General features: G+C 69.6%; 13 protein-coding genes and 1 pseudogene. 8 read left to right on the forward strand and 6 right to left on the reverse strand.

Annotated elements, in window-relative coordinates; genetic code table 11:
* Positions 1–16: 16 nt before the first annotated feature.
* Positions 17–1,171 carry a hypothetical protein gene (locus tag BR31_RS29625; protein WP_051637627.1) on the reverse strand — a complete coding sequence of 385 codons (1,155 nt, stop codon included), beginning with the start codon at positions 1,169–1,171 and terminating at the stop codon, positions 17–19.
* A 507-nt stretch (positions 1,172–1,678) separates the two neighbouring features.
* Between BR31_RS29625 and BR31_RS0121255 the strand changes: the two genes are divergently transcribed.
* Entirely contained in the window at positions 1,679–2,077 is a 399-nt protein-coding gene (locus BR31_RS0121255) for a DUF5313 family protein (protein WP_027502741.1), read from the forward strand.
* 34 nt (positions 2,078–2,111) lie between these two features.
* Positions 2,112–2,591, forward strand: coding sequence for a ribonuclease E activity regulator RraA (gene rraA / locus BR31_RS0121260; RefSeq protein WP_027502742.1), 480 nt, complete (start codon positions 2,112–2,114; stop codon positions 2,589–2,591).
* A 91-nt stretch (positions 2,592–2,682) separates the two neighbouring features.
* Here the strand turns inward: rraA and BR31_RS29630 are convergent.
* The 3 genes and pseudogenes from BR31_RS29630 to BR31_RS0121275 form a co-directional block, all read right to left on the reverse strand.
* Positions 2,683–3,075, reverse strand: a pseudogene (locus BR31_RS29630) (L,D-transpeptidase); the annotation flags it as partial.
* A 287-nt stretch (positions 3,076–3,362) separates the two neighbouring features.
* The gene (locus BR31_RS0121270; protein ID WP_027502743.1) at positions 3,363–4,793 is read right to left on the reverse strand and encodes an alkaline phosphatase PhoX; all 1,431 of its coding nucleotides are present in this window, start codon (positions 4,791–4,793) and stop codon (positions 3,363–3,365) included.
* 300 nt (positions 4,794–5,093) lie between these two features.
* Complete coding sequence (locus tag BR31_RS0121275; protein WP_027502744.1) at positions 5,094–5,684, reverse strand: TetR/AcrR family transcriptional regulator; 591 nt, start codon at positions 5,682–5,684, stop codon at positions 5,094–5,096.
* Between the two features lie 96 nt (positions 5,685–5,780).
* Between BR31_RS0121275 and BR31_RS0121280 the strand changes: the two genes are divergently transcribed.
* Positions 5,781–6,188 (forward strand): VOC family protein, encoded by a 408-nt coding sequence (locus tag BR31_RS0121280; protein WP_027502745.1) that lies wholly within the window; start codon positions 5,781–5,783, stop codon positions 6,186–6,188.
* Between the two features lie 244 nt (positions 6,189–6,432).
* Complete coding sequence (locus BR31_RS0121285; RefSeq protein ID WP_027502746.1) at positions 6,433–7,224, forward strand: phosphatidylethanolamine N-methyltransferase family domain-containing protein; 792 nt, start codon at positions 6,433–6,435, stop codon at positions 7,222–7,224.
* An 83-nt stretch (positions 7,225–7,307) separates the two neighbouring features.
* On the opposite strand, the gene BR31_RS0121290 is transcribed toward BR31_RS0121285, so the two are convergent.
* Positions 7,308–7,526: an RNA-binding S4 domain-containing protein gene (locus BR31_RS0121290; protein WP_027502747.1), complete on the reverse strand. Its 219-nt coding sequence runs from the start codon at positions 7,524–7,526 to the stop codon at positions 7,308–7,310.
* A gap of 47 nt (positions 7,527–7,573) precedes the next feature.
* Between BR31_RS0121290 and lysX the strand changes: the two genes are divergently transcribed.
* From lysX to BR31_RS0121310, 4 genes are read left to right on the forward strand one after another with little or no spacing between them, the layout of a single operon-like run.
* Positions 7,574–10,930 (forward strand): bifunctional lysylphosphatidylglycerol synthetase/lysine--tRNA ligase LysX, encoded by a 3,357-nt coding sequence (gene lysX, locus BR31_RS0121295; protein ID WP_027502748.1) that lies wholly within the window; start codon positions 7,574–7,576, stop codon positions 10,928–10,930.
* Positions 10,927–11,634, forward strand: coding sequence for a DUF998 domain-containing protein (locus tag BR31_RS31650; RefSeq protein WP_231496642.1), 708 nt, complete (start codon positions 10,927–10,929; stop codon positions 11,632–11,634). Before lysX ends, BR31_RS31650 begins: the two co-directional genes overlap by 4 nt.
* On the forward strand, positions 11,631–12,449 hold the full coding sequence (locus tag BR31_RS0121305; RefSeq protein WP_027502750.1) for an alpha/beta fold hydrolase: 819 nt from the start codon (positions 11,631–11,633) through the stop codon (positions 12,447–12,449). Before BR31_RS31650 ends, BR31_RS0121305 begins: the two co-directional genes overlap by 4 nt.
* 4 nt (positions 12,450–12,453) lie before the next feature.
* A complete protein-coding gene (locus tag BR31_RS0121310) occupies positions 12,454–13,068 on the forward strand; it encodes a histidine phosphatase family protein (RefSeq protein ID WP_027502751.1) in 615 nt (204 codons plus the stop codon).
* A 17-nt stretch (positions 13,069–13,085) separates the two neighbouring features.
* Here the strand turns inward: BR31_RS0121310 and BR31_RS0121315 are convergent, their stop codons facing one another.
* Positions 13,086–13,382 carry a putative quinol monooxygenase gene (locus BR31_RS0121315; protein WP_027502752.1) on the reverse strand — a complete coding sequence of 99 codons (297 nt, stop codon included), beginning with the start codon at positions 13,380–13,382 and terminating at the stop codon, positions 13,086–13,088.
* Positions 13,383–13,546: the final 164 nt, after the last annotated feature.

Consider the following 13,546-nt stretch of genomic DNA (forward strand, 5'->3'; position numbering starts at 1 on the left):
CGGTGCGCTGGCGGCCCTAGACGGCCAGGCCGTCCCGGCCCGCCGCCAATGCCTCGCCGACCATGCCCGCGACGGGACCGAACGCGTGATTCAGCTCCACCGCGGCGGCGTCGAGTCCGGCGATGACCTGCTCGCCACCCGGCTGGGCGAGGGTCGCCTCGCGGGCAACGACCGCCTGGCCGGTGACCTGCTCCGCGAGCTGCGGGGCCGCAACGACCGCATCGATCACGGCGGTGGCCGCGGCCGGCTGCTCGATGGCGAGCCGGGCGTACTCCTCGCCTGCCTGCAGCTTCAGCGCCGCGGCGTCGGGCTCGGCGACGTTCGGCAGGACGAGCTCGGTCGGGGTGCCGAGGCTGTCGCCCGCACCGAAGGCGGTGCCCGCGGCGCCGCCCGCCACGCCACCCACGACCGCGCCAACCGCAGCCGCGGGGATTCCGGCCGCGGCGGCGCCGATCGCGGCGCCGGCGGCGGTACCCACCGGGCCTGCCGCGACCCAGCCGAATCCTGGAATGAACGCGTTGCCGACGGCCAGACCCGCGTTACCGCCGATGGTGCCTCCGATGAGCGCCCCGCCGACCGCGAACGGGACACCGGCGGTGACCGCGCCCGTGACGGCGCCTGCCGCCGCGCCGCCGACCGTCGCCGCGGCAATGCGGTCCGAGCGGCTGGCATCCACGCCGATGGACTTCCAGAACGTGTTGACCTGCGCCTCGATCACGGCGGAGGTGTTGTTCGTCCGGTTGAGGTACTCGTCGGAGAGCCAGTTCGGCTGGTCGGAGACGTAGTCACCGATCCGCAGCCGCTCCTTCGGCGCCTCGATGGGGGCCACCACCTCGACCGCGACGGGCAGGTGCAGTTCCTGGAACTCCACCGGCGCGACGGGCTCGGTGTAGTCGTAGGTGGGCACGGGCCGGGTCGGCACCTCCGCGTACTCGACCGGCGGCGCGATCCAGTAGGTCTTCGGCTCCTCGACGGGCTCGACCTCGGGCGCAGGCTCGGGGGCTGGGGCGGACTCCGCCACGACGCCGGGCTGCTCGGCCTCCGGCACCATCACGCCGGGCTGGGCGAATGCCGGGCCCGCGCAGGTGATCGCGATCGCCAGCGGGATCACACCCACCACCGTCGCGCGCTCGGTGCGCGCGCGATGACGGGCGCCACTGTGGTGGTTCATTGGTTCTCCTTCGAAGTTTCGTGGTGGTGGCACCACCACGTGAGGTCGCGATGGTGCCGACGCGATCCGAGGCCGCAGTGGGCCGCGCGGTGCCGCCGATCGGCGTGACCGCGAATGGATGACGTGGTTGCTGGGTCAGCGAAGAAGAGAAGAACCGTGTCGGCCGAGAGCACGACGGGCCAGCGCCGCAAGGCGCGGGACGCGATAGATGACCTGGTCCGGCGCAAAGCGCGGGACGATTCCCCCGAAATACATATTCCCCCCGGAATACATTGCCTGCCCCGAATCGGAGCCGGTCTCGCTGCGGTGTTGCCTCCGGGGCCGCACAACAGGCCTCCGGTACCCCCGGAAGGGAGCAAACCAGAAATTTAGGACACGTACCGCTCGGTCTGCAAATTGGGTACCGCTCGCTCTCGCCGCGAGCGGGCGGTTTCGGTGACGCCGCCGCCGCGTCGATCCGTCACCCGGCGGGCGTTGGGCCAAACTCGGGTGCCCTACCCTATGACCATGCCCGACCAGCGCAAACCCTCCCTCACGCAGTACCTCGGCTACCTGTTCGGCCGCACCCTGCCCGACTCCATGCAGGACTGGGTACGCAACGACCTGGTGGGCCCCGGCGCCTCGGTGCGCTACGTGCTGCGTTTCACACTGCCGCTGATCCCGCTGTTCCTGGCGTTCTACCTGCTCATCCCCGGCGAGCGGTGGATCCCGCTGGCGATGATGGCGCTGCTGCTGTTCCCCGTGCTGTATTTCGCGATCGCGCTGATGAACATCTACCGCAGGCACCGGCTGCTGGCCCACGGCCTGGACCCGGAACTGCTCAACGAGAAGGCGCAGCGTCGGGCGGACAGCACCCGCGACGACTATGAGCAGCGCCACGGCCGCGGCGGGCCCGCGGCGAACTAGGGTGGATGCGTTCATCAGACGAAGGGAAGAACAGATGACTGAGCAGGTAGCGACCGCAGATCTGGCCGACGAGATCGGCCCCGACATCCGCAGCTGTGACACTCAGTTCATCCAGTTCGGCGGCCGCGCAGTCTTTTCCGGCCGCATCACCACCATCAAGTGCTTCCAGGACAACCTGCTGGTGAAGCAGACCCTCGGCGAGCCCGGCAACGGCGGCGTGCTGGTGGTGGACGGCGACGCGAGCGTGCACACCGCGCTGGTCGGCGACATCATCGGCGGCAAGGGCGTCGCCAACGGCTGGGCGGGCGTGATCGTCAACGGCGCGGTCCGCGACTCGGCGATCCTGCGCACCCTCGAGATCGGCATCAAGGCCCTCGGCACCAACCCGCGCAAGAGCACCCAGACCGGCTCCGGCGAGAAGAACGTGCCGGTCTCCTTCGGCGGCGTCACCTTCAACCCCGGCGAGATGGTCTACAGCGACGACGACGGCGTCGTCGTCCGCGCGGAGGCATAACCCCGGCCCGCCGAGTGTGCAGTCGCCGGCGCATCCGCCGAGCGCGGTAGGCGGTAGGTGCACACTCGGCGGGTGCGCGGAGGCTGTCGGTTCAACCGATCACGGTGACCAGGTCGCCGATCTGCACGTTCTCGTAGAACCACTGCGCGTTCGCGGGGCTCAGGTTGATGCAGCCGTGGCTGACGTTCTCGATCCCCTGCGATTCGACCGACCACGGCGCGGCGTGCACGAAGATGCCACCCCAGGTGATGCGGACCGCGTACTCGACATACAGCCGATATCCCTCGGGCGAGTCGATGGGCACGCCGTAGGTCGACGAGTCCATCACCATGTCGCGGAACTTCTCCAGCACCCGGAAGGTCCCCAGCGGGGTCTCGTGGCCGGGCTTGCCCATCGAGGCCGGCATGGTCCGCACCGGTTGCCCGTCGATGCTGACCGTGAACTGGTGTGTCGAGACGTTCGCGACCGCGGATACCGTGCCGCCCTGCGTCCGCCCGATCTGGACGGCCGATGCGGTGACGCCGCCGAATCCCATGTGCAGCACCATCATCACGATCATGGTGACGATCACCCGAACGTCCCGAGACGCCCTGCGCTGTGGTGTTGTCCTCATCGCCGTGCCGCCCTTCGAGAAGACGTGACTGGCCCATCCAGTGTGGCACCGCGAGACGCCTGAGAACAGTGCCCCGCAGCTGACGCCCTCACCGCAGCCGAGTGTGCACCTGGCGACGCGACCACCCGCGATATCCGCCGACAGGTGCACACTCGCCGCTACGAGCCGAAGACCGAACCCCCCGCCGCGCGCCGCCACGGCCCGGTGATCGCAAGGACCAGACCGGGCGTCTGAATGTTCGCGTACAGGGTCTTCCCGTCGGCGCTGAACGCCGGGCCGCAGAACTCACTGTCGTTCAGCTCGTTACGGGCGATCGGGAACGGCTGCCCGTCCTCCGTCACGCCGATCAGGTGGCTGATGCCCTCGCCGTCCTCGGCGAGGATCATGCCGCCGTGCGGGGAAACGGTGATGTTGTCGGGGCCGTCGTAGTTCCCGGTGTCGACGGACGGGTCCGGGTTCACACCGAAGAGGGTCTTGAGCTCGACCGTCTCGGTGGCGGGGTTGTAGAACCAGACCTGGCCGTCGTGCTCGGCGACGCTGCCGTCACTGGTGCGGGCGAAGCTGGCGACGAAGTAGACACCGCCGTCGCCCCACCACTGACCCTCGAGCTTGCGGCTGCGCGTGACCTGGTCGTTCGTGAACTGCTTGCGCACCGACGTGGACCTCGCGTCCCGGTCGGGAACGTCGACCCACTGCACCGTGTAGCGGACGCCCGGTTCGGTGGCCCGCGACAGGTCCGGCACGTGGGTACCGCCGGAGAGGCACTTCATCGCCTGCAGGCTGCCCGCGGTGTCCCCGCCTGCCGACTGGGCGAGCGCATGGAGCGCGCCGGGGCCGCCGACGAAACCCCGCGGCGGTGTCCACCGGTAGTACAGGCCGTTCGGGTTGGATGCGTCCTCGGTGAGGTAGATGGCGCTCGTCGCCGGGTCGACGGCGACCGCCTCGTGCGCGTACCGGCCCAGGAACTTCAGCGGAATCGGGCTCTTGCCGACGTTCGCCGCCTGGCTGGCCGGGGTGACCTCGAAGACGTAGCCGTGGTCGCGGGTGAAGCCGTTCGATCCGGCGCGGGCCTCGGTTTCCTCGCAGGTGAGCCAGGTGCCCCACGGGGTGATCCCACCCGCACAGTTATTCACGGTTCCTGCCACGCTGACGTACTGGCCCTGACGCGCCCCGTTCGGCCCGACCGTGGCGGTGGTGGTGCCGCCGCGGGCACCCGGGTCGTAGGTGAGACCGTCGACCACCGGGACACCGAAGGGCTCGTTGCTGCCGACCTCGTGATTCGTCACGATGGTGGCACCGTTTCCGTTCGCGAACACGCCGTTCGCGTCGGGGTCGCTCGGGACCGGCGAGCCGTCGTCGAGCAAGGTTTCTCCCGAGCGGGAGACGACCGTGTAGGAGAACCCCGCGGGCAGCGACAGGATCTTGTTGGGGTCGGGAAGGAGCGGGCCGTACCCGGGCGCCTTCCCCGGCACCGCGGCCGCGACCTGGGGTCGGAACAGGGTGTCGACGCTTCCCGCGAGTGCGACGCCGAGCCCGGTGAGCGCGGTGCGTCCGAGGAACGCCCTGCGGTTGAGTGGTGAGGTGGTCACGTCCGATCCCTTCATCGATGAACAACGATGACCGGACGCTATTCAGCGCACTGACGCACTTCGTGCATGCTTCGTGTCCTCCCCGTGAACCGGGAGGGAATTACTGACGCCGGGGGTTCACGTCCACGTCACGCGACGCGAAAGCCCAAGGATTCGTGGACAATTCGGACACCCCGCGCGGAATTGCGCGCCCGCCACCCATCCGGTGCCCTGCGAGCCCCGGGCGCGGTGTCCCGCCGACTGTGCAGTTGTCGGGGCATCGGCCGAGTGGGGCGAACGGCAGGTGCACTCTCGACGAGGTCAGCGCTGCCGCAGGGAGCCCAGCAGACGGTCGAGCGTCGCCAGCGCCGATTCCCGGTCCCGATCGGGGGCCTCCGACTGTGCCACCCAGAGCACCGCCTCGTTCATCGCACCGGACAGCAGGTGCGCGGCCGGTGCGGCGAGTCCTGGAGCGATCGTGCCCTCCGCCTGTAACTCGTCGAGCACCTCCTGCAGCAGGCGACCCGAGTTAGCCGCGTCGAGCTCCCGCCAGCGCTGCCAGCCGAGCACGGCAGGCGCGTCGATCAGCATGATCCGATGCACCCCGCGGTCCGACCCGGCGCGGACGAACTCGTGGCAGCCCACGACGAGGGCGTCCCACAGATTCCCCGCCTCGGCCGCGGCGTGACTCACCCGCTCGGCGACCTCGCGCTGCACCTGTTCCACGACGGCGTCGAACAGTCCCGCCTTGCTGCCGAAGTGGTGGTAGACCGCACCCCGCGTGAGACCGGATTGCCTTGCGACGTCGTCGAGTCCGACCCCGCCGTATCCGCGGTCGGCGAACATCTCGACGGCCACCGCGAGCAGGGCTCGCGTCGTCGTCGCGGTCTGCTCCTTCTTCGACGGACTCAATCCGACCCCTTCGCTGACCCATTGATACGTACGCAGTGTATGCGTATGGTGCAGACACATACATTGTGTACGTATCTATCGTGAACGGAGAGCTTCATGGCAAAGACGAGCTTCTATCCGGTGATCTGCACCGACACCGTCGCCGAGTCGGCGGACTTCTTCCGCCACTGGTTCGACTTCGAGACGACATTCGAATCCGATTGGTACGTAAGCCTTCGATGCGAACCCGACCTCGAACTCGCGATCCTCGATCACACCCACGAGACCATCCCCGACGGGTACCGCTCGCGCGCACAGGGCCTCATCCTCAATTTCGAGGTCGAGGACGTGGACGCCGAGTACGAGCGCCTCGTGACACTCGGACACCACCCCGCGGTGCTCGACATCCGCACGGAGGACTTCGGGCAACGGCACTTCATCATCGCCGGTCCAGCGGGCGTTCTGATCGACGTCATCACCCCGACCCCGCCCACCGCGGAGTTCGAGCAGCAGTACGTCCAATAGGGCGGGCCCGCGTTCAATTTTGTCGATCGACGCCGAGCGGGGGGCACCGTCGATTCGTGCGCCCCGCCTCGTCTTTGCGGCCAAACCGGGCCATTGCCAGGGTCTGTCGCCAGCGCACCGATCGCGCGATTGCGCCGCGGGCAGCATCGAGACGTGGTAGAACGTGTTCCAGTTTGAGCGTCGCCGATCCGGCGTCGCCGCCGGAACGTGGCCGAGCAGGCCGCTCGCACGATGAAGGATCTCGATGCACTGGTACACCGGGAACACGGTCTACGACACCGTCCTGACGATCGCCTTCGCCTTCGCGGCATTCGTCATCATCGGCGGCTTCTTCGCCCAGAGTTCGTACGGCCGATTCAGCTCGACCAACCTCGGGTTCAACCTCAACCCGAAGCTGGGCTGGTGGCTGATGGAGATCCCCGCGACGGTGGTCTTCGCCATCTTCTTCCTGACCGGCCCGAACCGGTTCGAGCCCACCTCGCTGGTCCTCGCCGGGATCTGGCTGCTGCACTACGCGAACCGCGGCTGGTTCTTCCCGCTGTCGATCCGGCAGGTCCCGGGCAAGCGCAGCACCTTCAACGTCTCCGTCATCGGCATGGGCATGCTGGTGACCTGCATGCACGGCTACCTCAACGGCGCCTTCTTCAGCCACGACTACCTGAACCAGTACGGAACAGCGTGGCTGACCGACCCCCGATTCCTCATCGGCGTGGTGATCTACCTGGGCGGGTTCGCCCTGCTGGTGTCGTCCGAGTCGATCGTGCGCAATCTCCGGGACAAGAAGAACCCCGGCGCGACCGAGTACAAGATCCCGTACGGCGGCGGGTTCCGGTTCGTCACCAGCCCGGCCTACCTCGGCGAGCTCATCGCCTGGGCCGGGTTCGCCCTGCTGACCTGGTCGCTGGCGGGCGTCGTCATCTTTCTGATCACCGCGGGCAACCTGATCCCCCGGGCCATCGCGACCCACAAGTGGTACCGCGAGAAGTTCGAGGACTACCCCACCGATCGCAAGGCCCTCGTCCCGCTCGTGGTCTGATCGCCGAGCGTGCAGTTGTCGGGACATCGCCCGAGTGGGATGCCGACAGCTGCACTCTCGGCGCTACGGGGCTGCCGGGAGCGCTAGCGCGACACCCGCACGCTGATCCCACCGATCTCCACCACGTCGCCCTCGTGCAGCTGGCGGCCGCGGCGGACCTCTTCCTCGCCGTTCACGCTGACCAGACCGTCGGCGATGACGGCCTTCGCATCGGCGCCCGATTCGATCAGGTTCGCCAGTTTGAGGAACTGGCCGAGGCGGATCGACTCGTCACGGATCGGTACATCTTGGGGCGCAGGCACTCGTTCATCATCCCCCACACGAACGGAGAACCCTTCACACTGGGTAGATGACGCCGACCACCACGACCGAAACGTCGCTCGAGTCCGCTCATCCGGCACCCAAGCGACTGGGCAGACCGACCACCGGGCACCTCAGGGAGGTGCCGCACATCGCCGGTGTGGTGATCGGCGTCTACGCGACCCTGGTCTTCCTGTGGAGCATCTCCCCTGTGCTCCGGTACCTCTTCCGGGCCCCGCGCGAGTACATCGACACCTACTACTTCGACGCACCGGACACCAGCATCTCCTGGGCCCTGGTGCTGGCGCTGCTCGCGGCGGCCTTGGCCAGCCGCAAGCGCATCGCGTGGTGGTTGCTCACCATCTACCTGGTGCTCATCGCCGTCGCGAATCTCGTCCAGGCGATCGCCGACAAGGACATGAACGCGGCGCTGGCCCTCGTCGTCCACCTCGCGGTGATCGGCGTACTCATCGCCGCGCGCAAGGAGTTCTACACGCGGGTCCGGCGCGGCGCGGGCTGGAAGGCGCTCGGGGTGCTGCTCCTCGGCCTCGCCATCGGCACCCTGGTCGGCTGGGCCCTGGTCGAGGTGTTCCCGGGAACCCTGCCGTCGGATCAGCGGCTCCTCTGGTCGCTCAACCGCGTCGCAGGCGTCGTGGTCTTGGACAACGAGCAGTTCGACGGGCGCACACACGGTTTCGTGAACACCCTGCTCGGGTTGTTCGGTGCCCTCGCGCTGCTGGCCGCGGTGATCACCCTGTTCCGGTCACAGCGCTCGAACAACGCACTGACCGGGGACGACGAGTCGGCGCTGCGCGGACTGCTCGCCCGCTCGGGCACCGACGATTCGCTCGGCTACTTCGCAACCCGCCGCGACAAGGCCGTGGTCTTCGCGCCGAGCGGCAAGGCGGCGGTCACCTACAGAGTCGAGCTCGGCGTCTGCCTGGCCAGCGGCGACCCGATCGGCGACGAGGAGGCCTGGCCGCACGCGGTGGACGCGTGGCTGGACCTGGCCTCCAAATACGGGTGGACCCCGGCGGTGATGGGGGCCAGCGAGCTCGGCGCCACCGCCTACGCGCGCGCCGGGCTGACCGTCCTCCAACTCGGTGACGAGGCGATCCTGCACACCCGCGAGTTCAACCTCAACGGCCGCGAGATGCGTCAGGTCCGGCAGGCGGTCAATCGGGTACGCAAGCAGGGCGTCACCGTTCGGATGCGACGCCATCGCGACATCCCGCCCGAGGAGATGGCGCAGGTGATCGCGAGGGCGGATGCCTGGCGCGACACCGAGACCGAGCGCGGCTTCTCGATGGCCCTCGGCAGGCTCGGCGACGCCGCCGACGGCGACTGCCTGCTGGTCGAGGCCATCGGCGAGACGGACCCGGACGCGGAGGACTCGGCCGACGGCGAGGTGCTCGGCATGCTCTCGCTGGTGCCGTGGGGTCCGACCGGGGTGTCGCTCGACCTGATGCGCCGGAACCCGAAGGCGCCCAACGGTGTCGTGGAGCTGATGGTGACCGAGCTCGCCACCGGCGCGGACCGGTTCGGCGTCAACAAGGTGTCGCTGAACTTCGCCGTGTTCCGGTCGGTCTTCGAGGAGGGCGCTCGGATCGGCGCCGGACCGGTGCTGCGGGTGTGGCGATCGATCCTGGTGTTCTTCTCCAAGTGGTGGCAGCTCGAGGCGCTGTACCGCTCCAACGTGAAATACCAACCGGACTGGGCCCCGCGCTACCTGTGCTTCTCCGACAGTCGGGTGCTGCCGAAGGTCGGCATGGCGTCCGCGGTGGCGGAGGGCTTCGTCACGCTGCCGCGCTTCGGGCGCCGCGACATCAGCAAGCACACCGGCACCCACGTCGCGGTGCCGCAGGCGGTGGCGGCGTCGGGGCTGCTGCACTCGGATGGCAGCGCGCCCGACGACGTCGCCACGCTCGCCACCGAGACCGTCGGCCCCCGTCGCCCGGAACAGGTCCGGGTGCGAATGGACAAGCTGGACCGGATGGCCGCCCACGGCATCGACCCGTATCCGGTGGCCTACCCGCCCACCCACACCGTCGCCGCGGCCGCCTCGTCGCCGGAGGGCACCCGGGTCCGGATCGCCGGGCGGCTCATGCGGATCCGCGCCTACGGCGGCGTCGCGTTCGCCGAGGTCCGCGACTGGTCCGGCGACCTGCAGGTGCTGTTCGACCGAACCACCGTCGGCGACCGGCTCGACGAGTTCACCGCCGACTTCGACCTCGGCGACCTCATCGAGGTGAGCGGCACCATCGGACGCAGCCGCAAGGGCGAACTGTCCGTGCTCGCCGCCGAGTGGCGGATGAACGGCAAGTGCCTGCACCCGCTGCCGGACAAGTGGAAGGGCCTGTCCGACCCGGAGACCCGGGTGCGTCAGCGCTACCTGGACCTCGCCATCAACTCCGAGGCCAGGGACCTGCTCACCGCCCGCAGCGCGGTGGTGAAGTCGCTGCGGGACTCGCTCACCTCCCGCGCCTTCTTGGAGGTCGAGACCCCGATCCTGCAGCAGGTGCACGGCGGCGCGAACGCGGCCCCGTTCCTCACCCACATCAACGCCTACAACCTGGACCTGTACCTGCGCATCGCGCCGGAGCTCTACCTCAAGCGGCTGTGCGTGGCCGGTATGGAGCGGGTCTTCGAGATCGGCCGGGTGTTCCGCAACGAGGGGGTCGACTTCAAGCACAACCCCGAGTTCACGATCCTGGAGGCCTACGAGGCGCACAGCGACTACGAGCGGATGATGGTGATGTGCCGGGAGCTGATCCAGGCTGCGGCGGTGGCCGCACACGGCCGGGAGATCATCCTGCGCCCCGGACCGGACGGTGTGCCGGTCGAGGTCGACATCTCCGGCGACTGGCCGGTCAAGACCATGCACGGCGCGGTCGCCGAGAAGCTGGGCGTCGAGGTGACCCCCGAGACCCCCGTCGAGGAACTGCGGCGGCTGTGCGACGAGAACGGGATCCCGCACCAGTCCGACTGGGACGCCGGCGCGGTGGCACAGGAGATGTACGAGCACCTGGTGGAGGACCAGACCGAGTTCCCCACCTTCTACACCAACTTCCCCACCTCGATGTCGCCGCTGACCCGGCCGCACCCCACCATCCCCGGCGTCGCCGCGAAGTGGGACCTGGTGGCCTGGGGCGTCGAACTCGGCACCGCCTACAGCGAGCTCACCGATCCGGTCGACCAGCGTCGGCGGCTCACCGAGCAGTCGCTGCTGGCGGCGGGCGGCGACGAGGAGGCGATGGAGCTGGACGAGGACTTCCTGCAGGCCCTCGAGCACGCGATGCCGCCGACCGGCGGGATCGGGATGGGCGTGGACCGGATCGTCATGCTCATCACCGGCGGCAGCATCCGGGAATCGCTGGCGTTCCCCCTGGCCAAGCCGCGCCAGTGACCGACACCGACACCGCGCCCGACACCCAGCGGTGGGTCCGCCGGATCCTGATCGGCCTGCTGGCGCTGGGAGCGGTGCTGTACTCGTCCTGGATGTTGGAGTGGGTGCTGCCGACCGGCCTCGACCCGAGCCGGGCCTACGTCAGCGAACTCGCCGCGCTGGATCAGCCGTACGGCTTCCTCTTCCGCACCGGGGACCTGCTCACCGGCATCGTGCTCGCCACCGCGGCGGGGTTCGGCCTGGCGCTGCGGCCACGCCGGTTGCTGACCACGATCGGCTGGGTCGGCCTCGCGGTGTTCGCGGTCAGCACGTTTCTCGACTCCCGGATGCCGCTGGCCTGCTCCGCCCACGGCAGCAGCGAGTGCGCGGGCCGCGAGGAGGCCGGCCTGCTGCACGCCGTCCGGTCGCTCCACGCCATCACCAGCTCGGCAGCCGCGACCGCCGCGGCCGTGTCGGTGTTCGCCTTCATCCTCGCCGCCTACCGCTACGGATGGCCGCGGCCGCTGCGTTGGTACGGGCTGGGCGTAGTCGGCCTCTACTTGGTTGGCACCGTGTGGACGCTCTTCGCCGTCGACATGGACGGGCGGGGCGACGAGGTCTGGCTCCTGGGCTACGCACAGCGACTGCAGCTGATCGCGATCACCGGCTGGATCGTGTTCGCCGCACTGATCGCCGCGCAGGAAGGCCGACGGGGTTCCACGTGAAACCACCGGGAACCTTCGTCGAGGTCGGCGGCCGATCCCTGCACGTGCTGGTGGAGGGGTCCGGCCCGCCGGTGGTGCTCGTCGGCGGCCTCGCGGGCAACTGGTTCGACTGGGACGCAGTCACGGCCCTGCTCGCCCGGGCCTGCACGGTGGTGCGGTTCGACCGGCCCGGGTTCGGGCTCAGCCCCGCCTCCGACGAGCCGCCGACGGTCCGTGGGGAAGCCGACCGGATCGGTGCGGTGCTCGACGCGGTCGGGGTGCCCGCGCCCGCGACGGTGGTGGGCCACTCGATGGGCGGCTGGTACGCCGAGGGATTCGCACGGACACACCCCGGCCGGGCCGCGGCCCTGGTGCTGCTGGACACCAGCATTCCCCCGCGCCTCCCCGTCGCCCTCCCCCGCCGGTGGCGGCTCGGCGTCTCGACCGGCCTTGCTCGAGGCGCCTCCGCGTGCGGGCTCCAGCGGCTGGCCGGTCCGTGGGTGCGCCTGGCCACCCACGGCGCTCCCGACGAGGCGGCGGTCGACTGGATCCGGCAGACCTTTGCCGACCCCGACTACCTGCGATCGGCCCTGATCGAGAACGCTGTGTACCCGGACCTCGGCGCGGAACTCGAGCGGCTCCGCCCCCTCGGCCCCCTGCCCCCGACCCTCGTCGTGGCGGCCGACTCCGGCCGGTCGCACCGCTGGGTCCGCGCGCAGCGGCGGCTCGCCGACCGGCTCGGCGCCGGGTTCGAATCGATGCGGCCCGCCCGGCACAACATGATGGCGGACCGTCCGGCCTCGGTCGCGGCCCTGATCGCGAGCATGACAGTCTGACCGGGTGCAACTGCTGCTGATCCGTCACGCGCTGCCCGAACGAATCCTCGCGGCCGAGTCCGCCGATGGCGCGGATCCGGGCCTCACCGCGGAGGGTCACGCGCAGGCCGGACGGCTCCCCGGCGCCCTCGACCCCTACCCGATCTCCGCGATCGTCAGCAGCCCGCAGCGGCGCGCCCTGGAGACGGCGGCCCCGGTCGCGGCGGCCCGCGGACTGACCGTGGCCGCCGATGCCGGGCTCGCCGAGTACGACCACCGCCGAGCGCATTACGTGCCCATCCACGAGGCCAAGACGATCGCCCCGGAGGCCTACGCCCGCATCCTGGCCGGGCACCTCCCCGAGTTCGTCGACGAGCGGGAGTTCCGGTCCCGGGTCCACGAGGGCATGGACCGGGTGATCGCTGTGGCCGACCACGACGACACCGTGGCCGTGTTCGCGCACGGCGGCGTCATCAACGTGTACCTACAGGGCCTGCTCGGCCTCGACCGCCCGCTCACCTTCCCGATCGACTATGCGTCGATCACCCGGGTCCTGGTGTCCCGCAACGGCAATGCGCGGGTGGCCTCGGTGAACGAGACCGGCCACGTGCGGGACCTGCTGATCCGGCACCGCCCGTAGCGAACCGGATCCCGGACTCAGACCTCGATCGGGGTCAGCGGGTGGATCTGCGGCGCACCCGCCAAGTGGGAACCGAATGTTCCCAGCGCGGCCTGCAGGTGCGGCGTCGCCATGTGCGCCTGCAGCGCCTCCTGACCGGTCCACACCTCAACCGTGACGAAAGTGCCGGGGGCCGCCGACGATTCGTACAGCTCGTAGCCGAGGCAGCCGTCCTCACCACGACTGGCGGCGGCGAGGGTGGACAGGCCGTCCCGCACGATCTGCTCCGAACCGGGCTTTGCGGCGATGGTGGCCACCACCTTCAGATCCGACATCGACTCCCTTTCCCTCACGGCCACCCCGTGCGGCCCTTTCCGGTCACGCTACTTGCCCTCGGGCGCCCTCCGCGGGGTTATCCGAACCCCTAACTGGACGCTTGTGCGTAAAAACTGGACGCTCAGTACAGAAGCCGTCGGATTTCTCGTACGGTGCGCCCGGT

Source organism: Rhodococcus sp. UNC363MFTsu5.1, from assembly GCF_000686785.1.
In the GTDB taxonomy this organism is placed as follows: Bacteria; Actinomycetota; Actinomycetes; order Mycobacteriales; family Mycobacteriaceae; genus Rhodococcus_G; species Rhodococcus_G maanshanensis.

What these genes read in the sequence shown, in the direction of transcription:
- BR31_RS29625 (WP_051637627.1), bottom strand. Translation starts at nt 1,171, where the DNA reads ATGAACCACCACAGTGGCGCCCGTCATCGCGCGCGCACCGAGCGCGCG.
- BR31_RS0121255 (WP_027502741.1), top strand. Translation starts at nt 1,679, where the DNA reads ATGCCCGACCAGCGCAAACCCTCCCTCACGCAGTACCTCGGCTACCTG.
- rraA (WP_027502742.1), top strand. Translation starts at nt 2,112, where the DNA reads ATGACTGAGCAGGTAGCGACCGCAGATCTGGCCGACGAGATCGGCCCC.
- BR31_RS0121280 (WP_027502745.1), top strand. Translation starts at nt 5,781, where the DNA reads ATGGCAAAGACGAGCTTCTATCCGGTGATCTGCACCGACACCGTCGCC.
- BR31_RS0121285 (WP_027502746.1), top strand. Translation starts at nt 6,433, where the DNA reads ATGCACTGGTACACCGGGAACACGGTCTACGACACCGTCCTGACGATC.
- lysX (WP_027502748.1), top strand. Translation starts at nt 7,574, where the DNA reads ATGACGCCGACCACCACGACCGAAACGTCGCTCGAGTCCGCTCATCCG.
- BR31_RS0121315 (WP_027502752.1), bottom strand. Translation starts at nt 13,382, where the DNA reads ATGTCGGATCTGAAGGTGGTGGCCACCATCGCCGCAAAGCCCGGTTCG.